This is a genomic window from Streptomyces lincolnensis (assembly GCF_001685355.1).
Lineage (GTDB): Bacteria > Actinomycetota > Actinomycetes > Streptomycetales > Streptomycetaceae > Streptomyces > Streptomyces lincolnensis.
Window position 1 is genome coordinate 1898674 of sequence record NZ_CP016438.1, and the last position, 22006, is coordinate 1920679.

A 22006-nucleotide genomic window follows, 5' to 3' on the forward strand; every position below is an offset into this window, starting at 1 on the left:
CTGCTCCCCCTTGCCCGAAGTTATGTACTGGTACATAATCAACAACGTGGCAATACATTATGGGATCAGTGGTACGACGGCCAAGGGGATTGCCGCGTCCGTGGAACGGGGCATCGCCGAGGGGGTGTTGGAGCCCGGGGCGGCGTTGCCTCCCGTGCGGCGGCTCGCGGACGACCTGGGGGTGAGCCCCGGGACCGTGGCGACGGCCTACAAGGAGCTGCGGCGACGCGGCCTCGTGGTCACGCGCGGGCGGGGTGGAACCGTGGTGGCACCCGCGCCGGCGGTTGCCTCACGACGGCCGCCGAGAGTCCCGGAGGGGCTGCGGGATCTGTCCGGCGGGCACCCGGATCCAGCACTGCTGCCGAGCCTCGTCCCTCCCTCCCGCCTCTCCCCCGGCGCCCGTTCACATCGGTCGACGCCGCGCCTGGCGCGGTTGGAGGACGCCGTGCGGGACTGGTTGCGGCCCGACGGGATCCCCGTGGAGCACGTGACCTTCGCGCATGGGGCGCTGGATCTGATCGGGCGGCTGCTGTCCGTGGAGTTGCGACCCGGCGACGCGGTGGCCATGGAGGATCCCGGATATCACCATCTGCTGGATCTGGTCACGGCCCTGGGACTGCGGATCGTTCCCGTGGCCGTGGACGACGAAGGTGTCCGCCCCGACGCGGTGCGAGGCGCGCTTCGCGCGGGCGTGCGCGCGCTGGTGTGCAGTCCGCGGGCGCAGAATCCGTACGGCGGCTGCTTCTCGGCGGCCCGCCGGGACGCGTTGGTCGAGGTGCTGCGGGACGAGCCGGACGTGCTGGTCGTGGAGAACGATCACGCGTCGGCCGTCGCCGGCGCGCCTCTGCGAACGCTGACCGCTGGTGGGCTGCGGCGCTGGGTCCATGTGCGGACCGTCAGCAAGTTCCTGGGCACGGACCTGCGGTGGGCGACCGCGGCCTGTGACGCGACCACGCTGGCCCGGCACGACGGGCGGTTGCTGCTGACCTCAGGCTGGGTCAGCCATCTGCTCCAGGAGACGGTGCTCGGACTGATGACGGACGACGACACGCGCGCGTTGGTGGCGCGTGCCCAGGACGCGTACGCCTCGCGCCGCGTCGCCGTTCTGGAGGAGTTCGCCGGTCGCGGTATCGAGGGTCGGGGGGTGAGCGGCATGAATCTCTGGGTGCCCGTGCGGGACGAGTCGGCCGTGGTGAACGGACTGCGGTCGTACGGGTGGTGGGTCGCGGCGGGTGCCCGGTTCCGGCTGAACTCCGGTCCAGGCGTGCGGATCACCGTCGCGGACCTCGAACCGGCCGACGCGGTGCGGCTGGCCTCGGACTTCGCCGCCGTGCTCGGTGAGTCCGAGGCCACCTATGGAGGCTGACCGTCCCGGAGGGCGGTCAGGCGCGTTTGCGGGCCAGGTCCTCGTAGAGGTGCAGCAGGTCGAGGTTGTCGATGGAGCCGGGGTTGACCGCCTTCTCCAAGGCGGTGCCCTGGAGGAGGCGTTTGACGGGGACCTCGATGCGTTTTCCGGTGAGGGTGTGCGGGATGCCGGGGACCTCGATGACCTCGTCGGGGACGTGGCGGGGCGAGAGGTGTTCGCGGATGGTCTGCTTGATGCGGCCCAGGAGGGCGTCGTCGAGGGTGGCCCCCGGGTTCAGGTGGACGAAGAGAGGCATCCAGTAGCCGCCGTCGGGCTGTTCGATACCGACGACGAGCGACTCCTTGATCTCCGGGAGGCGCTCGACCGCTTCGTAGATGTCGGCCGAACCCATGCGCACGCCCTGGCGGTTGAGGGTCGAGTCGGAGCGGCCGTGGATGACGACGGACCCGCGTGAGGTGATGGTGATCCAGTCGCCGTGACGCCAGACGCCGGGATAGGTGTCGAAGTAGCTGTCGTGGTAGCGGCTGCCGTCCGGGTCGTTCCAGAAGTGGATCGGCATGGACGGCATGGGGTTGGTGACCACCAGCTCGCCGACCTCGTCGATCAGGGGCTTGCCGCTCGGGTCCCAGGACTGGAGGTCGGTGCCGAGACCGGGTGCCTGGAGTTCGCCGATGTGGACGGGGAGCGTGGGTACGGCTCCCGCGAAGCAGGAGCACACGTCCGTGCCGCCGCTGACGGAGGCGATCCACAGGTCGGCCCCGCTCTCCGCGAACTCGTCGTGCAGCCAGCGGAAGCCGTCGGGCGGGAGCGGCGAACCGGTGGTGGCGACGCACTGCACCCTGGAGAGGTCGAAGTCGCGGGCCGGGTGCACGTCCGCCTTGCGGCAGGCCATCACGTAGGCCGCGGACGTCCCGTAGAGGGTGGCCCCAGTGCGTTCGGCGATCCGCCACTGGGCGCCGGTGTCCGGGTAGCCGGGGCTGCCGTCGTACAGGACGACGGTGGTCCCGGTGAGGAGGCCGGAGACGAGGAAGTTCCACATCATCCAGCCGGTCGACGTGTACCAGAAGAAGCGGTCCTTGGGGCCGAGGTCGCAGTGCAGGGCGAGCTGTTTGAGGTGCTCGACGAGGATGCCGCCCTGGGACTGCACGATCGCCTTGGGGAGGCCGGTCGTGCCGGAGGAGTAGAGCACCCACAGGGGGTGGCCGAAGGGCACCTGTTCGAAGACGGGTTCCGTGTCCGCCGTCGTGAGGGCCGACCAGTCCAGTGCGCCTTCGGGAGCCTCGGTGCCGAGGAGGGGGATGTGGACGACGGCGCGCAGGGTGGGCAGTTCGCGCCGGAGTTCGGCGACCGTGGCGCGGCGGTCGTGCTCCTTGCCGCCGTAGCGGTAGCCGTCGACGGTGAACAGGACCACCGGTTCCACCTGCTGGAAGCGGTCCAGGACGCTGCGGGCGCCGAAGTCGGGCGCGCAGGACGTCCAGACGCCGCCCACGGCGGCCGTGGCGAGCAGGGCGACGACGGCTTGGGGAATGTTCGGGAGATAGCCGCTGACGCGGTCTCCCGGGCGTACGCCGAGGGCGCGCAGTTCGGCGGCCAGGGAGCCGACCTGGCGGCGGAGCTCGGACCAGGTCACCGGGCGGGACTCGTGGGTCTCGTCGACGTACAGGAGGGCGGGTTCGTCCGCTCGGGTCGCGTGCGCGCGCAGGGCGTGCTCGGCGTAGTTGAGGGTCGCTCCGGGGAACCACTGGGCTCCGGGCATCGACCGGTCGCCGAGCACGCGCGCGTAGGGGGTGGAGAACCGTACGTCGAACCATTCGGTGACGGCTTTCCAGAAGGTGTCCGGTTCGTCGACCGACCAGCGGTGCAGGGCCGCGTAGCCACCCTCGGCGGGGGCTCCGTGATGTTCGGCGGCCCATGCCTGGAACTGGGTGACCTGAGCACGGGCGATGCGTTCGGGATCGGGCTGCCAGAGCGGCTGGGGGTTCACGGTCGACATGGGGCGGCTCCCGGACTCTGCGCGTGGTGTGCGTCCTCCGCGCACGGGCTGGGGTGTGCGCGTGACGCGGCTGACACGGACGATGCCATGTGATCAATTCCTACGCCAGGGTGTGCCGCACATAGTCCGTGTCGTGAAGATGTGGTCCCAGCACGGGTGAACGGCAGTTGAACGATACGCACATGCGGGCGGGTCAATGGCAGGCTGAGCAGCATGGAAGGTCGTGACCTGGTGCGTTCGATGAAGGCGATGGGTTCTGCGGGGGCGGCTCAGGGGTTGCGTACCGTACGGGCCGCATGGCGCAGGAGGCGGGTCGACGCCGGTGGGCTGGTGCCGCGGGGCGCCGAGCGCGCGCGGGTGCCCGGCCCTCTCCAGGCGGTGGAGCCCGGGCCCGGGGGTGGTGTGCTCCGGTTCAGCCGCTCCGAGCTGCGGATCACCGTGGCGGTGAACGGGGCCGTCTTCTGGGGCTGGGACGGGGCCGCGCCCGAGCCGTCGTACGCGCTCGCGGGGCACTGTCCGGAACCCGATTCCCGGGCGGTGCTGGAGCCGGACAAGGACGGCGGCTGGCGGGTGGTGGCCGAGCGCGTGACGGTCGTCGTCTCGCGGCACGGCGCGATCGAGGTGCTCACGCCCGGCGGGGTGATGCTGCGCCGCGATCTGCCGCCCCGCTGGTGGGAGCCGGTGGACGGCGGCCGGGCGCGCTGGATGCAGCGCTCGGAGGTGGCCGCGGACGCGCGGTTCTTCGGACTGGGCGGGCGAGCCTCGGGGCCCCGGCTGCGGGACGGGACGTACCGGCTGTGGAACACCGATCCGGGCCGGCCCTTCGGCCCCGGCGACGATCCGTTGTACCTCACGATGCCGGTGCAGTTGGTGGTGGCCGACGCGGCCACGCACCTGGCGTTCCACGACACCTCGTGGGACGGCACGCTGACCCTGCGGGAGGGCGAGGAGGGCGCCGGGTCCGGGCACGACCGGAACGGCATGTCCGAACTGCGGATGGAGGGGGGTCCGCTGCGCTGCTGGGTGATGGTGGGCACGCCCGCGCGCGTGCTGCTCGTGTGGGCCTCGCTCTCCGGTGCGCCCGCGCTGCCGCCAACGTGGGCACTCGGCCATCATCACGCGCGCTGGGGCTTCGGCAGTGAGCAGGAGGTGCGGCGGATCGTTGCGGGCTATCAGGAGCGCGATCTGCCGCTCGACGCGATCCACCTGGACATCGACCACTACGACGCCCATCAGGTGTTCACGGTCGACCAGGAGCGTTTCCCGAAACTGCCGCAGCTCGCGGAGGACCTGCGGCGGGACGGCATCCGGCTGGTGTCGATCGTGGACCCGGCGGTGAAGGCGGAGCCGGGCAACGCCGTGTTCGACAGCGGGACGGCCGAGGACGCGTTCGTACGGGACGCGTCGGGACGTCTCGTACGGGGAGTCGTGTGGCCCGGGGAGGCCGCCTTTCCGGACTTCACGCACGCACGCGTGCGGCAGTGGTGGGGGCGCCTGTACGAAGAGCGGCTCGCGCAGGGCTTCTCCGGCTTCTGGCACGACATGAACGAACCGACCTCGTTCGCCGCCTTCGGGGAGTCGACGCTGCCGCGGTCGGCCCGCCACTTTCTGGAGGGGCGCGAGGGGGACCATCGTGAGGCGCACAACGTCTACGCCCTGTGCATGGCCCGCGCCGCGTACGAGGGCCTGCGCGAACTGGCCCCCCAGGAGCGCCCCTTCGTCTTCTCGCGCTCCGGCTGGGCCGGCATACAGCGCTACGGCGGCACGTGGTCGGGAGATGTGGCCACGGGCTGGCCCGGACTGCGGGCCTCCCTGTCGCTGGTGATGGGGCTCGGTCTGTGCGGGGTGCCGTACTCGGGACCGGACATCGGCGGCTTCGACGGGGATCCCTCGCCCGAGCTGTATCTGCGGTGGTTCCAACTGGGGGCGTATCTGCCGCTGTTCCGTACGCACGCGAGTCTGCGGGCGGGGCGCCGGGAGCCCTGGGAGTTCGGTGCCGAGGTGCTGGAGCACGCGCGTGTGGCGCTCGACGAGCGTCGGCGGCTGCTGCCCTACTTCGTGACACTCGCGCATCTGGCGCGGCGTACGGGAGCGCCCTATGTGCGGCCACTGTGGTGGTCGGCACCCGAGGACCGGGCGCTGCGCGACTGCGAGGACGCGTTCCTGCTGGGCGACTGTCTGCTCGTGGCACCGGTGCTCGACCCGGGGGCGGACCGGTGGGCGGTGCAGTTGCCGAGGGGGCGGTGGTACGACACCACGACCGAGAAGGTCTACGAAGGGCCCGCACAGGTTCTGCTCGACGCCCCCTTGGCGCGCATTCCGGTGCTCGCGCGCGCGGGGGCCGTCATCCCGGTGCGCGGGGACGACGGCGGGCTGGAACTGGAGGTCTGGGCGCCCGCGCGCGGACGGACCGGGGGCGGGCTGGTCGTGCCGGACGCGGGCGACGGCTGGGACGAACCGGAGATCGAGCGCTACGTCGCCCGCTGGGAGGGCCGGCGGGTGGTGGTCGAGCGGGAGGGTGAGGACGGTTCGAGCGAGCCGTCCCACCCGGTCCGGATACGGGGCCTCGGGACGGGCTGAGGTCAGATGTACCGGCCCTCGAACCAGGCCCGCACGGCCGCCGTGTGCAGCGGGAAGGCGAGCTCCTCCGGCCTGCGCAGGAGGTGCCAGCCCTCCGTCTCGTCCGTGGCGGCGGAGGGCGGCAGGCTGTCTGCCGGGCGTTCCGGCAGCAGGCCGAGCAGGAGCAGGTGTCCGTCCTGCGAGCTCATCGCGTCGATGAGCCGTACGTCGCGGCTCGCCGCGTCGATGCCGGTCTCTTCCTTGAGCTCACGGACGACGGCCTGCCGCCAGTCCTCACGGTCGTCGATGTAGCCGCCGGGCAGCGCGATGCCTCCGCGCGCGGGGTCGACGGTTCGGGTGATGACCACGAGAGCGGTGCCCTGTGTGTCGTACACGGGCTGGAGGGCCACCGCGACAGGGAGCGGGTTGCGGTAGGCCACGGTGTGGCAGGCCGGGCAGGTGCGGGGCCAGCCGGAGACGCCCTCTTCGTAGAGCGCTCCACAGCTCGAACAGTGGGAGCCGGGCGTGGAGTTGGGGTAGGGGTGCTGAGTTTCGGACACGCGGCGGACTGTATCCGATCAACGGAAGAGCGTACTCCGGCGGAGCCCCGTTTTCCCTCCGATCCGACCTCAAGGGCCCTTGGTCAGCGACTTTGTGGTGACCGGGAAGTCGAAGTAGGTGTCCGGGTACGGCTCGGGCCTGTAGGTGTAGTGCCACCACTCCTCGGCGAGATTGACGAAGCCGAGGCCTTCCAGGGTGCTCTTGAGGAGCAGGCGGTTGGCCCGCTGGGTTCCCTGGATACGGGGGTCGAGGGTGTGCGAGAGGGTGTCGAAGCAGTCGAACCCCGTGCCCATGTCCACGGAGTTGTCCGGAAAACGCTCACTCCTGGGTGCGTAACAGGGCACCAAGGGCTCTCCCGGCACGTACGGCCTGGTCGGCATCGCGGGGAGCTTCACGAGGGTGAGGTCCACGGTCGAGCCACGGCTGTGACCCGACTTCTCGGCGATGTAACCGTCCTCGAACAGACGGGTCTTGTCGACGTCGGGGTAGAACTCGCCCTTCATGGCCTGGTCCTCGAGGTCCTTCGCCCAGCGGACGAAGTGGTTCACGGCACGCTGGGGCCGGTAGCAGTCGTAAACCTTGAGGGTGTAGCCCTGGCGGAGCAGCTTCCGCTGCGCCTTGTGCAGGGCTTGTGCCGCGGGCCGGGTGAGGATGCACAGGGGCTGCCGATAGCCGTCGATGCGCTCGCCGACGAAGTTGTGGCGGGTGATGTAGCGCATCTCCTGGATGATCGTCGGGTCCACGGTTTGCAGGGCCACGAAGTCGGCCGGCGCCTTGGGGTCGGTGCCGGCTCGGGAGGGGGCGGCCTGGGCGGTGGCGGAGGCGGCGGTCAAGGCCAGCAGGGTGGCGAGAGCGGTGACCAGTCCGCGTACTGCGCTGGAGAGTCGTGTCATGTCTCCTGCGTCTATCAGGTGCGTGTTGCGCCGGGGAAGCGATCGGATGCGGTTCACCCCGGCAGGCGGCCGGCTGTGACGGGCCCTGCCCCTGGAGGGCTTCGCGTGGCAGACTTCTGACGACCCGTCAGGTAAACGGTTCGGGAGGGACCATGTCACGCACGCGCGCTCCCGTCGTCGCCCGGTGGTTCGCCGGTGAGGGAGAGGAGTTCAGGCTGCTCGGCACGCGCTGCCGTGCCTGCGCCTCGGTGTTCTTCCCCCGCGAGGACGTCCAGTGCCGCAATCCCGGGTGCCAGGGCGACGACCTGGAGGAGGTCCCCCTCTCACGGCGCGGACGCGTCTGGTCGTACACGGACAGCCGGTACCGGCCTCCGTCACCGTATGTGACCGATCCGGAACTTCCGTGGGAGCCGCACACGTTGATCGCTGTGGAGTTGGAGGCGGAGCGGATGGTGGTGCTGGGACAGGCGGTTCCCGGGGTCGCCGTCGCCGAGCTCGCGGTGGGCATGGAGGTGGAGGTCGTGCCCGGCGTGCTCCATGAGGACGCGGAGACGGTCTGGACGACCTGGCAGTGGCGGCCGACGGGGGTGACGGGATGACGGGGGACGTGGCGGTGCTCGGCGCGGGCATGCACCCCTGGGGCAAGTGGGGGCGTGGATTCGTCGAGTACGGCGTGGCGGCGGCCCGTGCGGCGCTCGCCGACGCGGGGCTGGACTGGCGGGAGGTCGGCTCGATCGTCGGCGCGGACACCGTGCGGGGCGGCTATCCGGGGTATGTGGCCGGGGCGACCTTCGCGAAGGCGCTGGGCTGGCAGGGAGCGCGGGTCACCAGTGTGTACGCGGCCTGCGCGTCGGGTGCCCAGGCCATCGACACCGCGCGCGTGCAGATCCTCGCCGGCCGCGCGGACGTGGTGCTCGTGGTGGGGGCGGACGCCGCGCCGAAGGGGTTCTTCCGGCCGGCGGGCGGTGACCGGCCCGACGATCCGGACTGGTTGCGCTTCCGGGTCCTCGGGGCGACCAACCCGACGTACTTCGGGTTGTACGCGCGTCGGCGGATGGCCGTGCACGGCGACACCACAGAGGACTTCGCGCAGGTCAAGGTGAAGAACGCGGCCTTGGGCGCGCTGAATCCGTACGCGCGCTACCGCAAGCGGGTCACCGCCGAGGAGGTCTCCGCCTCCGCCGTGGTCGCCGATCCGCTGCGGCTGCTCGACATCTGCGCGACCTCCGACGGAGGGGCGGCCGTGGTGCTGTCGAGCGTGGAGTACGCGCGCCGGCACGGAGTGGTGGATCCGGTGCGGATCCGGGCGGTGTCCACGGTCACTCCGCGCTATCCCACCGCCGTACTGGATCTGCCGGACATCGCGACGGACTCCGCGGTGGCGGTCGAACCGGCGACGGAGCCCTTCCGGGCGTCCCTCGCGCGCGTGGCGTACGAGGAGGCGGGCATCGGGCCCGAGGATCTCTCCGTGGCGGAGGTGTACGACCTGTCCACCGCCCTGGAGTTGCAGTGGTACGAGGATTTGGGTCTGTGCGGCGAGGGAGAGGGCGCGAAGCTGCTTCGGGAGGGTGCGACGGCTCCGGGCGGGCGCATACCCGTCAACACCAGCGGAGGGCTGGCGTCCTTCGGCGAGGCCGTTCCCGCTCAGGCGATCGCCCAGGTCTGCGAGGTGACCTGGCAGTTGCGGGGCACGGCGGGTGACCGGCAGGTCGCGGGCGCGCGCGTGGGCATCACCGCGAACCAGGGGCTGTTCGGACACGGATCGGCGGTGATCGCGGTGCGGTGAGGCAGGAGCCGCCGGGCGATCCCTCGGAGCGGGTCAGGGGCAGAGAGTCAGGACCGGCAAGGGCTTTCCCGTACGCTGGGTGACCGTGCCGGAATCCTGCGTGAACGTCGTATGAACTGGGCCTGGGCGTCCGTCGGCAGCGCCATCATGCTCCCGTGCACTCCTGGACGGACACTCTCCGCTTCGCCTTCCAACCGGTGGTCAATCTGACGACCGGCGGGGTGGCGGGACTGGAGATACTCGCCCGCCCGGAGGCGGGTGACATCCTCGCGGAGGCCCGTCGGGATCCCGAACTCGACGGCAAGCTGGCGGTGTTGGCGGTCCGCACAGCCGTGCGCAGGGAGTCGCTGCTGCCGCTGCATGTCAACGTGTTCGCCGGGACACTCGCCGACCTCGGCGGCCTCACCCCGCTGCACGATGCCGTGCGCCAGGCGGGGCGGCTGCCGTGGGAGGTGACGGTCGACATCAATCCGCCGTACACCCACGTACCGCAGCAGGCGCTGCTGGAGGCGGTCGGCGGGCTGCGCGAGCAGGGGTTCCGGATCAGCGCGGACGGCGTCGGCGACGGGGACGTACCCCTGCGGCTGCTCCTCGACATCGCGCCCGACCTGGTGAAGCTCGACGCGTCCCTGCCGGAGCGGCCGGCCGCGGTGCGGGCGATGCGGGCCCTGTGCGACGAGTCGGGAGCGCTGCTGTGCGTCGAGGGCGTCGAGACCGAACGGCAGTGCGCCGCGGCCCTGTCGGCGGGTGCGCAGCTGGCGCAGGGCGAGCTGTTCGCGCCGCCGTCCCGGTTGCCCGTGGCGGACGTCTATGTTCCGCCCCGCTCCCCCGGCCTCGTCGAGGCGCCCCGGTCGGGGCCGACGGTGCGGGAGTTCGTACGGCCGGCCGCGCTGCTGCCCGCCACCGCCTCCGCGGGCCAGGTGCGGGCCCTGCTGACCGGCTCGCCCGACGTGTCCGGGGTGTTGCTGGTGGACCGGGACGGAGCGCCGGTGCGCTCGGTGCACCGCTCCCGCTTCCTGCTGTCCATGTCGGGGCGCTACGGGCACGCCCTGTACGCCGACCGGCCCGCCGCCAAGCACGGTGATCCGCCCCGGACGGTGGGCGTCGACGCCACCGCCTGGGAGGTCCTGGACGTGGTGGCCGTCGGCGACCGGGACCGTACGTCGGACGACGTCGCCGTCGTCGACCGGTACGGCCGGTGTGTGGGCGTGGTACGCCTCGCGGACCTGGTGCGGGCGCTCGCCGAGAGCCGGGTCGAGGAGGCGGCCGGTCTCAACCCGCTGACGCGCCTGCCCGGTTCGGACGCGATCACAGGTGAGGTCGACCGACGGATCGCGGGCGGGCGGACGTTCGCGCTGAGCTGGCTGGACGTCGACCACTTCAAGCGGGTCAACGACGGGGCCGGTTTCGCGGCGGGCGACGAACTGATCCGGTCGGTGGGGCGGGTGTTGCAGCACACGGCGTCGGACAGCATCCGCGTCGGTCACATCGGCGGCGACGACTTCCTGGTGCTCACGGAACCGGAGGGTCTGGAGCCACTGGCCGCCTCCGTGCTGGACGTGCCCTGGTCGGCGGGCGGACGGCCCGTGACGCTGTCCCTGGCCACGGTGGTGTGTGTGCCGGGCAGTGTGACCGATCACCGGGAGGCGGCCGCCTGTCTGGCCCCGCTCAAACAGGCGGCGAAGGCACTGGACGGGGCGAGTTGGGTGCTGGGGCGTGCCGGGCGGCCCGGGCACGAGGTCCGTCGCGGGTCGGGAGCGGCGACCGTGCGGGCGGGCTAGCGGATTCGAGCGTGGCGGGAGCCGCATGAGTGGTTCGGCAACGCAACTGGGGCCCGCACCGTTCAGGCAGTGCGCCGCGACCCCGCGGAGATCCGTCAGAAGCCCCCTGGACCCCTCGGAGCGTGAGGCTCGGCCGCACGGACCTCAACCGTTGCCGTCACCGACCTTGACGCTCCCTGGACGCCGGTGAACACTTCCGGTGTCAGTCGACATCGCCGTACATTCTCGGCGTATTCAGGCACTGTGCCGCGTGGGCCGGCTGCGTCAAGGCCCATACCCCACCGGCGATTCGGCTGCGACGGCACGCTCGTCGCGGACGCCGGGCGGGGCGCGGGATCCTCCCTGCCCTCGGCGGTTCGCCAAGGGAAACCGCACCCTGCACGGAGGACCGGGGCCGCTCGTCCCGGGCCGGGGCCTAGGAGCCGCCATGAGCAACGGAGACATTTTCGTCGGCGAGATCATCGGTACCGCGATCCTGATCCTGTTCGGCGCCGGCGTCTGCGCCGCCGTCACCCTCAGATACTCCAAGGCACGCGCCGCGGGATGGATCGTGATCGCGTTCGGCTGGGGTTTCGCAGTCCTGGCGGGCGCCTACACCGCCGCACCCCTGTCCGGCGGCCACCTCAACCCGGCCGTCACCCTCGGCATCGCCGTCGACACCGGCGAGTGGGGCAAGGTCTGGGTCTATCTGCTGGGCCAGATGATCGGCGCGATGCTCGGTGCCGTGCTCTGCTACCTCACGTACTTCGCGCAGTTCCAGGCCAACGTGAGCAAGACGGGCACCACCGAGGGCACGGCCGACGAACCGCTGCCGACGCTCGGCATCTTCTCCACCATCCCGGAGATCCGGAACCCGGTCGCCAACCTGATGACGGAGATCATCGCGACCATCGGGCTCGTCCTGCCGATCCTCGCCTTCGGGCTGACCACGGGCCTCGGTGAGTCCGGCACGCTGGTGCTGATCGTCTCGCTGCTGGTCGTCGGCATCGGGCTCTCCCTCGGCGGGCCCACCGGTTACGCCATCAACCCGGCGCGCGACCTCGGCCCGCGCATCGTGCACACCTTCCTGCCGATTCCGAACAAGGGCACCTCCGACTGGGGTTACGCGTGGATCCCGGTCGTCGGCCCGCTGATCGGCGGAGCGCTCTCCGGCCTCATCTACAACGCGGCCTTCTGACGCGGCCTTCCGGCCCGCTCCCGAGCAGCCTTCCGAACCCAGCCCAAGGGGTAGCCATGACGGACAACGCCGACAAGTACGTCGCAGCGATCGACCAGGGCACCACCTCCAGCCGCTGCATCATCTTCGACCAGAACGGCGCGATCGTCGCCGTCGACCAGCGCGAGCACCGCCAGATCTTCCCCAAGCCCGGATGGGTGGAGCACGACGCCACCGAGATCTGGTCCAAGGTGCAGGCGGTGGTCGCCGGGGCCATCGCCAAGGCCGGGCTGCGCGCCGACCAGCTCAGCGCGCTCGGCATCACCAACCAGCGTGAGACGACGGTGCTGTGGGACCGCGCCACGGGCAAGCCCGTGCACAACGCGATCGTGTGGCAGGACACCCGGACCGCGGCCCTGTGCAACCAACTGGGCGGCACCGACGGGCAGGACCGTTTCCGCGAACAGACCGGGCTCCCGCTCGCCAGCTACTTCTCCGGGCCCAAGGCGGCCTGGCTGCTGGACAACGTGCCCGGCCTCAGGGCCCGCGCCGAGCGCGGCGAGATCGCGTTCGGCACCATCGACTCCTGGCTGATCTGGAACCTCACCGGGGGTACGGACGGCGGGCGGCACGTCACCGACGTGACCAACGCCGGACGGACGATGCTGATGAACCTGGAGACCCTCCAGTGGGACGGGTCCATCCTGTCCGCGATGAACGTGCCCGAGGCGGTCCTGCCCGAGATCAGGTCCTCGGCCGAGGTCTACGGCACGGCGGTCGGCCAACTCGCGGGCGTGCCGGTCGCGTCGGCCCTGGGCGACCAGCAGGCCGCGGTGTTCGGCCAGGCCTGCTACGACGTCGGCACGGCCAAGAACACCTACGGCACGGGCAGCTTCCTGCTGCTCAACACCGGCAACCGGCCGGTGCCGTCCAAGAACGGCCTGCTGACGACGATGGGCTACAAGATCGGCGGTGAGGCGCCGGTCTACTGTCTGGAGGGGTCGATAGCCATAACGGGCGCGCTGGTCCAGTGGTTCCGGGACCAGCTCGGCATCATCCGCACCGCAGACGAGATCGAACCGCTGGCGGCCAGTGTCGAGGACAACGGCGGGGCGTACATCGTGCCCGCGTTCTCCGGGCTGTTCGCCCCGTACTGGCGCTCCGACGCGCGCGGTGTCGTCACCGGACTGACCCGGTACGTCACGAAGGGCCATCTCGCGCGCGCGGTGCTGGAGGCGACGAGCTGGCAGACGCGTGAGGTCGTGGACGCCATGTTCCAGGACTCCGGGGTGCACATCACCACCCTGAAGGTGGACGGCGGCATGACGAAGAACAACCTGCTGATGCAGCATCAGGCGGACGTGCTCGACGTGCCGGTGATCCGGCCCAAGGTGTCCGAGACGACCTGTCTGGGGGCGGCGTACGCGGCCGGACTCGCCACCGGCGTGTGGAACGACCTCGACGAGCTCAAGGCGCACTGGCAGCGCGACGTCGAGTGGACCCCCGGCATGGACGCCTCGGTGCGCGACCGCGAGTACCACAACTGGCGCAAGGCGGTGGAGAAGAGCTTCGGCTGGCAGGAGGACGGCGAGAACTAGCTCCACGCGCGCGTGGACGACGACATGGATGACGTGGTCCACGCGTGTGTGCGCACCGCCCACGGACAGCGGCCCGTACCCCGGTCGGCGGGGGTGCGGGCCGCGTCCGCCTCACGTCGTGACGGTCTGCCGGCGCTCCGACACATAGGCCATCGCGTGCCGGACGACACCGATGAGGACGTCCTTGACGGACTCCCGGTCCCGGGCGTCGCACAGCAGCAGCGGCACGCCGGGGTCGAGGTCCAGGGCCTGCCGTACGGCGTCCTCGGGGTAACGGGCCGCCCCCTCGAAGCAGTTCACGCTGACGACGAACGGAATGGACCGCCGTTCGAAGTAGTCGACGGCGGCGAAGGAGTCCTCCAGGCGGCGGGTGTCGGCGAGTACGACGGCGCCGAGCGCGCCCTCGGAGAGCTCGTCCCACATGAACCAGAACCGTTCCTGCCCCGGTGTGCCGAACAGGTACAGCACCAGGTCCTCGCGCAGTGTGATGCGGCCGAAGTCCATGGCAACGGTGGTGGTGTGCTTGCCTTCCACGCCGGTGATGTCGTCGACCGGACGTCCGGCCTCGGTGAGGTACTCCTCGGTGCGCAGCGGCTTGATCTCGCTGACCGCGCCGACCAGCGTGGTCTTGCCCACGCCGAAGCCGCCGGCCACGAGGATCTTGAGCGTGACGGGCTCGACCGGGGGCTTGCCACGCTCAGAACGCCCGAAGATCATCGATCTCTTCTCCTGCTTGATGGGGGTGGGGGGACGGGGGGCCGTAGCCTCCGCCGCCGGGGGTTTCGATGACGAGTACGTCGCCGGGACCGACGTCGGCCGCGTCGCTGCCGCCGAGTTCGGTGACCGTGCCGTCCGCGCGCTCCACGCGGTTGGCACCCGGCGCGCCGGGCAGGCCACCCGCCATACCGTACGGCGGAACCCTGCGGTGTTGCGACAGCGTGGAGACGGTCATCGGTTCGAGGAAGCGGATGCGGCGCACCGCGCCGTCCCCGCCGGGCCAGCGTCCATCGCCCCCGCTGCCGCGCCGGACGGTGAACTCCTCCAGCCGGACGGGCAGTCGCCACTCCAGGACCTCGGGGTCGGTCAGCCGCGAGTTGGTCATGTGCGTCTGGACGACGGGGGCGCCGGGAAAGCCCTCGCCCGCGCCGGACCCGGAGGCGACGGTCTCGTAGTACTGGTGCCGGTCGTTGCCGAAGGTCACGTTGTTCATGGTGCCGGAGCCCTCGGCCTGGACGCCCAGCGCCCCGTACAGGGCACCGGTGATGGCCTGGGAGGTCTTGACGTTGCCCGCGACGACCGCCGCCGGCGGCTCGGGGGCCAGCATGGAGCCGGGTGGTACGACGATGTCGAGCGGACGCAGACAGCCGTCGTTGAGCGGGATGTCGTCGGCGACCAGGGTGCGGAAGACGTACAGGACGGCCGCGTTGACCACCGCGAAGGGCGCGTTGAAGTTGGTGGCCAGCTGGCGTGAGGTGCCGGTGAAGTCGACGGTCGCGGACCGGTTCTCGCGGTCCACACGGACGCGTACGCGGATGACGGCGCCCGCGTCGGTCTCGTAGGCGTACTCGCCGTCGTCCAGGGCGTCGATGACGCGGCGGACGGCCTCCTCGGCGTTGTCCTGAACGTGCTTCATATAGGCCTGTACGACGTCCAGGCCGAAGTTGTCGATCATGCGGGCGACTTCGTCGACGCCCTTCTGGTTGGCGGCGATCTGGGCGCGCAGGTCGGCGAGGTTGGTCTGGGGGTTGCGGGAGGGGTGGGGCGCCTCGGTCAGGAGGCGAAGGGTCTCCTGCTCGCGGAAGCGGCCGTTCTCGGCGAGCAGCCAGTTGTCGAAGAGGATGCCCTCCTCGTCGATGGTGCGGCTGTTCGCCGGCATGGAGCCGGGGGCGATGCCGCCGATCTCGGCGTGGTGGCCGCGTGAGGCGACGTAGAAGAGAATCCTTCCGTCACTCTCCGTGGTGGCCGAGCCGGACGTGCCGTTCGTGTCGAAGACCGGTGTGATCACCGTGACGTCCGGCAGGTGCGTGCCGCCGTGGTACGGATCGTTGACCGCGTAGGTGTCCCCCGACCGCATCCGGGGGCTCCGGCGCCGGATGACCTCCTTGACGCTGGTGCCCATGGATCCCAGGTGGACGGGGATGTGCGGGGCGTTGGCCACCAGGTTTCCGTCCGGGTCGAAGAGGGCGCAGGAGAAGTCCAGGCGCTCCTTGATGTTGACGGACTGGGCCGTGGACTCCAGCCGGGCGCCCATCTGTTCGGCGATGGACATGAAGAGGTTGTTGAAGACCTCCAGCAGAACCGGGTCGACTTTCGTGCCGAGATCGGAACTCTCCGTAATCGCCGCGCGTTCCATGACCAGATGCCCGTCGTCGGTCGTCGCGGCCCGCCAGCCGTCGTCGACGACGGTTGTGGCGCCGGCCTCGGTGATGATCACCGGGCCGGTGACGGTCTCGCCCGGGGGCAGGTCCTCGCGGCGGTGGAGGGGTACGTCGCGCCATGCGCCGCCCGTGTGGAGGCGGACGGTTTCGGGTGTGGCGGTGCGTCCCCGGTAGGTGGCCAGGGCGGAGAGATCGGGGGGTTCGGTGATGCCGGTGGCTTCGACGGAGAGGGCCTCGACGACGATCGGGCGGTCGAGGGTGAAGGAGTACGTGGTGCGATGACGCTCTTCGAAGGCGTGTCTCATCGTGTCGGGGTCGGTCAGCTCGACGGTGAGGGTGGTGTCGGTGCCGTCGTAGCGGAGCTGGGCGCGGCGGGTGACCTGGATGCGGCTCTCCGGGACGTCCTCGGCGAGGCGTTCGGCGCGGGTGGCGCTCTCCAGGTCGTCGGCCGTCTTGAGGACGCCGGGGAGGGCGGCGGGGTCCAGGGGTGCCTCGACGGACTGCTCGCGCATCGCGGTGGTGTCGGCGAGACCGATGCCGAGCGCGGACAGGACACCGGCCATGGGCGGCACGAGGACGGTGCGGATGCCCAGCGTGTCGGCGACCATGCAGGCGTGCTGCCCGCCGGCGCCACCGAAGGTGGTGAGGGCGTAGCGGGTGACGTCGTGGCCCTTCTGGACGGAGATCCGCTTCACGGCGTTGGCGATGTTGGTGACGGCGATCCGGAGGTAACCCTCGGCGACCTGCTCGGGCGTGCGGTCGTCGCCGGACGTCTCACGGATCTCGCGCGCGAGGGCGGCGAAGCGCTCGCGGACGAGCGCGGCGTCGAGGGGCTGGTCGCCGTCGGGGCCGAACACCTTGGGGAAGTGGGCGGGTTGGATGCGGCCGAGCATGACGTTGGCGTCGGTCACCGCGAGCGGGCCGCCGCCTCGGTAGCAGGCGGGGCCGGGTTCCGCGCCCGCCGAGTCCGGCCCTACGCGGTAGCGGGAGCCGTCGAAGTGCAGGACCGAGCCGCCGCCGGCCGCGACGGTGTGGATGTCCAGCATGGGCGCGCGCAGCCGGACCCCGGCGATCCGGGTGGTGAAGACGCGTTCGTACTCGCCCGCGAAATGGGAGACGTCGGTGGAGGTGCCGCCCATGTCGAAGCCGATGACGCGGTCGAAGCCGGCGAGTTGCGACATGCGGGCCATCCCGACGATGCCGCCCGCGGGGCCGGAGAGGATGGCGTCCTTGCCGCGGAACTGTCCGGCTTCGGCGAGCCCGCCGTTGGACTGCATGAACATCAGCCGGACGCCTTCGAGTTCGTCGGCGACGTGCTGGACGTAGCGGCGCAGCACGGGCGACAGGTAGGCGTCGACGACGGCGGTGTCCCCGCGCGGGACGAGTTTCATCAGCGGGCTGACCTCGCTGGAGAGCGAGATCTGCGGGAAGCCGACGCGGGCGGCGAGTGCGCCGATGGCCTGTTCGTGGGCGGGGTGGAGATGGCTGTGCATGCACACCACGGCGACGGCCCGGATGCCGTCGTCGTACGCCTGCCGGAGCGGGCCGGTGAGGGCGTCGAGGTCGGGGGCGCGCAGGACGGTGCCGTCGGCGGCGATGCGTTCGTCGACCTCCACGACGCGTTCGTGCAGGAGTTCGGGGAGCTCGATGCGCCGGGCGAAGATGTGCGGGCGGTTCTGGTAGGCGATCCGCAGGGCGTCGCGGAAGCCGCGTGTGGTGATCAGGAGGGTCTCGCCCTTGCGTTCCAGCAGGGCGTTGGTGGCGACCGTGGTGCCCATGCGGACGGCGTCGACCGGGTCCGCGGCGTCGGCCAGCAGTTCCCGGACGCCGGCGACCGCGGCGTCGGAGTACCGCGCGGGGTTGTCCGAGAGCAGTTTGTGGGTGAGCAGACGGCCGTCGGGGCGCCGCGCGACGATGTCGGTGAAGGTGCCGCCGCGGTCGACCCAGAACTGCCAGCCTGTCGTCACGTCCGTCTCTCCGATCGCGCTGTTCTGAACCATGTCCGCGGCCCGGGGATCGGCCTGTGCGGATGGTCGTCGACGATCGGTCAGATCATATCGGCAGGGCTGTTTCGGTGCCCTCCGGACCGGTGGGGGGACGGGCCGGTGATCCGGCCTCCCTCTCGGTCGGGGCGCCTGATCGCGGCGCCCCGAGAGGGTCGGTCACAGAGCCCTCAGGCCGTTGATCACGTCCCGCAGGATGCTCTCGTCCGGCAGCTCGGCCGGAGGCACGGGCCGGTTCACATGGACGAACTCGGCGTCCACGAGATCCCCTATGAGGACCCGCACCACTCCGATGGGCAGGTCGAGCTCGGAGGACAGCTCGGCGACCGACTGCGGGGTGTCACGGCACAGGTCGACGATGTCCACGTGCTCCGGGGACAGCGTGTGGTCGCCTTCCGGATCGTCCGCGTGCGGCTCGCTGACGACCACCGCGATGAGGTCGAGGCGGTGCTGGCCGGCGCTGGAGGTACGGCCGCGCGTCATGGCGTACGGGCGTACGACCGGACCGGCCTCGTCGTCGAACCAGTGGCTTCTTCCCTGTCCGTCAGTGCTCATGCCATCCCACTACCCGCCCTGAGGCAGATCGGTGCGCGGGGCAGCACCCAGATGCGCACCGACGCGCTTGACCAGGAGCGTCATCTCGTACGCGACCAGTCCGACGTCGGAGTCCGCGTCCGCGAGCACGGCGAGGCAACTGCCGTCGCCCGCGGCCGTGACGAAGAGGAAGGCCTCGTCGAGTTCGACGACCGTCTGCCGGACGTTGCCCGCCTCGAAGTGGCGTCCCACGCCCTTGGCGAGGCTGTGGAACCCGGAGGCGACGGCGGCCAGGTGTTCGCTGTCCTCCCGGGTCAGGTCCTTGGAGACCCCGGTCGGCAGGCCGTCGCCGGAGAGCACCAGCGCCTTGCGGATGCTCGTGACGCGGTCCACCAGCTCGTCCAGGAGCCAGTTGAGCTCGCCGGACTGGTTGCTCATGCTGTGGCCGGTCTCCTTCGGTGCGGTCATCGACCGTCCCCCTTAGTCGTTCGTTGTGGTGCTGTGCCGCTGTCGGTGTCGGTGTCGTCGACCGCGGCGTTCTCCTCGCGGCCGCGCTGCCAGCCACGCTGGAGCGAGGCCATGCGGCTGCGTACCTCGTCGGCGTCCCGCTCGTCGAGCCCTGCCCGGTCGTCGGTCCGCCGCCGGGGACTCTGCTTCAACTGCGGTGCCAGATTGGCCTGCCGCACGCGCCGGGGCAGCGGGGCCGTCCCGGAACCGCTGGTGCCCAGGGGGGCGGTACCGGTCTCTCGCGGGGCTCCGCCGCCGGTGCCCTGGGCGGGCTCGCCCGGGCCGCTGGAGGCGATCTCCGCGCGCCGGGTGCGCCTCGGCAGAGCGGGCGGGCCGGAATCCCCCGCGGGCTCGCGGCCCGGGGCGGCCGGGCCCCCGGCGCGCTGCTCGTCGAGGTCGACGCGGTCGGCGACGCCGGTTCCGAGGCGCTGCGGTCCTGCCGTGCGCCTGCGCGAGGGCAGGGGGGCCGGTGTCTGCGGGCGGGACCGGTTCGGGCCCACCGGGGGCTCCTCGTCCGTCTCGTCACGCCGTGACCGCTGCTCGGTGACCGGGCGGCCGTGCGAGCTGACCAGCTTGGGGGTGTGGCGCCGGGACAGCGGGACCGGTGCGTCGTGGGCGTCCTCGTCGGTGCCGGCCGTCCCCGCGCCGCCGTTGCCGAGACCCTCGTGGGCCTCCTCGCCCGGGTGGCCGACCGCGGTCTCCTCGATGCGCGCGAGGGAGCGGCGTGGCCGGAACAGTCCGCCGCGTTCGCTGTCCTCGTCGTCGAGCGCGCCGGGGAAGTCACCGAGGGCGTCGAGATCGACGGGCGCCTCCAGCTCGACCGGGCCGTCCAGGACGGAGGCCGCCAGGCCGGGCAGCTGCGGGGCCGAGGTCTTGGAGAGCGAGGTGGTGTGGGCCTGCTCCAGCTCGGCCTCCTTGGTCGGCGTGGGCCGGTCCAGGCGGAAGCCGATGCCGTTGGTGTCCGGGACGTCGTCCGTCAGCAGGGTGTCCGGGATGAAGACGACAGCCGTCGTGCCGCCGTACGGGGACGGCTGGAGCGAGACCCGGACGTTCTGCCGCTGGGCGAGCCGGCTGACCACGAACAGGCCCAGGCGGTCGGTGTCGGAGAGTTCGAACTCGGGCGTCTCGGCGAGCCGGAGGTTGGCGTCCAGCAGCGCGTCGGCCGCCATGCCGAGACCACGGTCGTGGATCTCCAGGGTGAAGCCGTTGGCGACGCGTTCGCCCAGTACCTGCACGGCGGTGTGCGGCGGGGAGAACACCGTGGCGTTCTCCAGGAGTTCGGCGACGAGATGGGTGAGGTCGGCGACGGCCGGGCCGGTGACCGCGACCCGGGGGAGGCGGCGGACCTCGACGCGTTCGTAGTCCTCGACCTCGGCGACGGCCGCGCGTACGACGTCCATGAGCTGGACGGGTTTGCGCCACTGCCGGGAGGGGGCCGCGCCGGAGAGGATCACCAGACCCTCGGCGTGCCGGCGCATGCGGGTGGTCAGGTGGTCGAGGCGGAAGAGGTCGGCGAGTTCGTCGGTGTCCTCGGTCCTGCGCTCCATGGTGTCGAGCAGGGTCAGCTGCTTGTGGAGCAGGACCTGGCTGCGGCGGGCGAGGTTCACGAAGACCTCGGAGACGCCGGCGCGGAGTTCGGCCTGCTTGACGGCGGCCTCGACGGCGGCGCGCTGGAGGGTGTTGAGGGCCTGGCCGACCTCGCCGATCTCGTTCTTGTCGTACTCCAGGCGCGGGACCTCGGTCTCCACGTCGACCTGTTCGCCCGCGGAGAGGCGGCGCATCACGCTCGGCAGCCGCACGCCGGACGCCTCGTGGGCCTCCAGGCGCAGTTGCCTCAGGTCGCGGATGAGCGTGCGGCCGACGCGCACGGACAGGACGAGCGAGAAGAGCAGGGCGACCAGACCGAGGACGCCGGCGACGGCGGCCTTGACGATGACGCCCATCGCGTTCGGCTGAACGCGGTCCTGGTAGCGGTCGCCCGCCTGGTCGTCGAGCGTGGCGAGTTCGTCGAGCACACCGCCGGCCGCGGTGTCCCAGCTCTTGGCGGTCACGGAGTTCGGGGTGCCGGACTCGGAGCCGATGACGGCCTGTTCGGCGGAGCGCAGCGGCGCGGTGGTGGCGTTCTTCCAGAAGCTCTGGAAGCGCTCGCGCTCGGAGGCGGGCAGCACCGGCAGGCTGATGTCGTAGAGCAGGGTGCGCTGGGCGACGAGGTCGGAGACCTCGCGGCTCTCCTCGCGGGAGACCTTCCCCACCACCAGTGCGGAGCCGAGCAGGGCGTCCTCGCGGGAGAGCAGTTCCCGGGCCCGTGTCACGTTCACCAGGGCGCGGGACTGCTTGTCGAGTTCCACGTTGTCGACGCCGTCGACGGCGGCCAGCAGTGAGTAGCAGGGGTCGACGAGGCGGTTGTAGAGGCCGAGGGCCTCGGACCGGGTCACCGTGCCCTCCTCGACGCTGCGCCGCAGGGGGTCGAGGCCGTCGAAGCCGTCCAGGACGGCGGTGACGCGTTCGTCGTCGTCCGCGTCCATGCCGTCGCGGACGTCGGGGTCCTGGGCGTTCTTCCGGAACTTGGCGACGGCGTCGTCGGTGGCGTCACGGGTGCCGCGCAGCGCGGACAGCGCGTCGGACGCCCGGGGGTCGGCGAGGTAGACGAGGGTCTGGCGGCGCTCCTGCTGGAGCACCCGGACGGTGTCCTCGGTGGGGTAGCCGATCTTCTCGACGACCGACGACACGTGGAACAACTGGGCGACTTCCCGGCCCGTCAGTACCGTGGCGAAGCCCCAGATCGCGATCAGGGACACCAGCGGCACGAGAAGCAGCGCCACGATCTTCCGGCGGATCGACTTCCCGCGAAAGCGCATGGCCTCCCCCAGCTCGACCCCCGTCCGACGGGG

General features: G+C 71.3%; 15 protein-coding genes. 7 read left to right on the top strand and 8 right to left on the bottom strand.

Annotated elements, in window-relative coordinates; genetic code table 11:
• The first annotated feature begins 46 nt into the window (after nucleotides 1–46).
• The gene (locus SLINC_RS08375; RefSeq protein ID WP_067445161.1) at nucleotides 47–1366 is read left to right on the top strand and encodes an aminotransferase class I/II-fold pyridoxal phosphate-dependent enzyme; all 1320 of its coding nucleotides are present in this window, start codon (nucleotides 47–49) and stop codon (nucleotides 1364–1366) included.
• Nucleotides 1367–1382: 16 nt separating this feature from the next.
• Here the strand turns inward: SLINC_RS08375 and SLINC_RS08380 are convergent, their stop codons facing one another.
• Nucleotides 1383–3359: an acetoacetate--CoA ligase gene (locus SLINC_RS08380; protein ID WP_067428646.1), complete on the bottom strand. Its 1977-nt coding sequence runs from the start codon at nucleotides 3357–3359 to the stop codon at nucleotides 1383–1385.
• A 213-nt stretch (nucleotides 3360–3572) separates the two neighbouring features.
• Here SLINC_RS08380 and SLINC_RS08385 point away from each other — a divergent pair, with 213 nt between their 5' ends.
• Nucleotides 3573–5939, top strand: a complete 2367-nt coding sequence (locus tag SLINC_RS08385) for a glycoside hydrolase family 31 protein (protein WP_067428649.1) — start codon at nucleotides 3573–3575, stop codon at nucleotides 5937–5939.
• 2 nt (nucleotides 5940–5941) lie between these two features.
• Here the strand turns inward: SLINC_RS08385 and SLINC_RS08390 are convergent, their stop codons facing one another.
• Together SLINC_RS08390 and SLINC_RS08395 are read right to left on the bottom strand one after the other, a co-directional pair.
• Nucleotides 5942–6478: an NUDIX domain-containing protein gene (locus SLINC_RS08390; RefSeq protein WP_067428652.1), complete on the bottom strand. Its 537-nt coding sequence runs from the start codon at nucleotides 6476–6478 to the stop codon at nucleotides 5942–5944.
• 69 nt (nucleotides 6479–6547) lie between these two features.
• Nucleotides 6548–7372 (bottom strand): M15 family metallopeptidase, encoded by an 825-nt coding sequence (locus tag SLINC_RS08395; RefSeq protein ID WP_067428655.1) that lies wholly within the window; start codon nucleotides 7370–7372, stop codon nucleotides 6548–6550.
• 152 nt (nucleotides 7373–7524) lie between these two features.
• Here SLINC_RS08395 and SLINC_RS08400 point away from each other — a divergent pair, with 152 nt between their 5' ends.
• The 5 genes from SLINC_RS08400 to glpK all read left to right on the top strand — a co-directional run bounded on the left by SLINC_RS08400 (nucleotide 7525) and on the right by glpK (nucleotide 13693).
• Nucleotides 7525–7971 carry a Zn-ribbon domain-containing OB-fold protein gene (locus SLINC_RS08400; RefSeq protein ID WP_067428657.1) on the top strand — a complete coding sequence of 149 codons (447 nt, stop codon included), beginning with the start codon at nucleotides 7525–7527 and terminating at the stop codon, nucleotides 7969–7971.
• Complete coding sequence (locus SLINC_RS08405; RefSeq protein WP_067445162.1) at nucleotides 7968–9158, top strand: lipid-transfer protein; 1191 nt, start codon at nucleotides 7968–7970, stop codon at nucleotides 9156–9158. Before SLINC_RS08400 ends, SLINC_RS08405 begins: the two co-directional genes overlap by 4 nt.
• 155 nt (nucleotides 9159–9313) lie before the next feature.
• Nucleotides 9314–10939: a GGDEF domain-containing protein gene (locus tag SLINC_RS08410; protein ID WP_067428660.1), complete on the top strand. Its 1626-nt coding sequence runs from the start codon at nucleotides 9314–9316 to the stop codon at nucleotides 10937–10939.
• A 427-nt stretch (nucleotides 10940–11366) separates the two neighbouring features.
• Nucleotides 11367–12116, top strand: coding sequence for an MIP/aquaporin family protein (locus SLINC_RS08415; protein WP_067428663.1), 750 nt, complete (start codon nucleotides 11367–11369; stop codon nucleotides 12114–12116).
• 56 nt (nucleotides 12117–12172) lie between these two features.
• On the top strand, nucleotides 12173–13693 hold the full coding sequence (glpK, locus tag SLINC_RS08420; protein ID WP_067428666.1) for a glycerol kinase GlpK: 1521 nt from the start codon (nucleotides 12173–12175) through the stop codon (nucleotides 13691–13693).
• A gap of 111 nt (nucleotides 13694–13804) precedes the next feature.
• On the opposite strand, the gene SLINC_RS08425 is transcribed toward glpK, so the two are convergent.
• The 5 genes from SLINC_RS08425 to SLINC_RS08445 all read right to left on the bottom strand — a co-directional run bounded on the left by SLINC_RS08425 (nucleotide 13805) and on the right by SLINC_RS08445 (nucleotide 21973).
• The gene (locus SLINC_RS08425) at nucleotides 13805–14410 is read right to left on the bottom strand and encodes a GTP-binding protein (protein ID WP_067428670.1); all 606 of its coding nucleotides are present in this window, start codon (nucleotides 14408–14410) and stop codon (nucleotides 13805–13807) included.
• Nucleotides 14391–18038 carry a hydantoinase B/oxoprolinase family protein gene (locus SLINC_RS08430; protein ID WP_225988282.1) on the bottom strand — a complete coding sequence of 1216 codons (3648 nt, stop codon included), beginning with the start codon at nucleotides 18036–18038 and terminating at the stop codon, nucleotides 14391–14393. The genes SLINC_RS08425 and SLINC_RS08430 overlap by 20 nt, the downstream gene beginning before the upstream one ends.
• A 195-nt stretch (nucleotides 18039–18233) precedes the next feature.
• A complete protein-coding gene (locus SLINC_RS08435) occupies nucleotides 18234–18629 on the bottom strand; it encodes a DUF742 domain-containing protein (protein WP_067428679.1) in 396 nt (131 codons plus the stop codon).
• A 9-nt stretch (nucleotides 18630–18638) separates the two neighbouring features.
• Nucleotides 18639–19076, bottom strand: coding sequence for a roadblock/LC7 domain-containing protein (locus tag SLINC_RS08440; protein WP_067428682.1), 438 nt, complete (start codon nucleotides 19074–19076; stop codon nucleotides 18639–18641).
• Nucleotides 19073–21973, bottom strand: a complete 2901-nt coding sequence (locus SLINC_RS08445) for a nitrate- and nitrite sensing domain-containing protein (RefSeq protein WP_067428685.1) — start codon at nucleotides 21971–21973, stop codon at nucleotides 19073–19075. The genes SLINC_RS08440 and SLINC_RS08445 overlap by 4 nt, the downstream gene beginning before the upstream one ends.
• Between the last annotated feature and the right edge of the window lie 33 nt (nucleotides 21974–22006).

What these genes read in the sequence shown, in the direction of transcription:
- SLINC_RS08380 (WP_067428646.1), bottom strand. Translation starts at nt 3,359, where the DNA reads ATGTCGACCGTGAACCCCCAGCCGCTCTGGCAGCCCGATCCCGAACGC.
- SLINC_RS08385 (WP_067428649.1), top strand. Translation starts at nt 3,573, where the DNA reads ATGGAAGGTCGTGACCTGGTGCGTTCGATGAAGGCGATGGGTTCTGCG.
- SLINC_RS08395 (WP_067428655.1), bottom strand. Translation starts at nt 7,372, where the DNA reads ATGACACGACTCTCCAGCGCAGTACGCGGACTGGTCACCGCTCTCGCC.
- SLINC_RS08400 (WP_067428657.1), top strand. Translation starts at nt 7,525, where the DNA reads ATGTCACGCACGCGCGCTCCCGTCGTCGCCCGGTGGTTCGCCGGTGAG.
- SLINC_RS08405 (WP_067445162.1), top strand. Translation starts at nt 7,968, where the DNA reads ATGACGGGGGACGTGGCGGTGCTCGGCGCGGGCATGCACCCCTGGGGC.
- SLINC_RS08415 (WP_067428663.1), top strand. Translation starts at nt 11,367, where the DNA reads ATGAGCAACGGAGACATTTTCGTCGGCGAGATCATCGGTACCGCGATC.
- glpK (WP_067428666.1), top strand. Translation starts at nt 12,173, where the DNA reads ATGACGGACAACGCCGACAAGTACGTCGCAGCGATCGACCAGGGCACC.
- SLINC_RS08425 (WP_067428670.1), bottom strand. Translation starts at nt 14,410, where the DNA reads ATGATCTTCGGGCGTTCTGAGCGTGGCAAGCCCCCGGTCGAGCCCGTC.
- SLINC_RS08435 (WP_067428679.1), bottom strand. Translation starts at nt 18,629, where the DNA reads ATGAGCACTGACGGACAGGGAAGAAGCCACTGGTTCGACGACGAGGCC.
- SLINC_RS08440 (WP_067428682.1), bottom strand. Translation starts at nt 19,076, where the DNA reads ATGACCGCACCGAAGGAGACCGGCCACAGCATGAGCAACCAGTCCGGC.
- SLINC_RS08445 (WP_067428685.1), bottom strand. Translation starts at nt 21,973, where the DNA reads ATGCGCTTTCGCGGGAAGTCGATCCGCCGGAAGATCGTGGCGCTGCTT.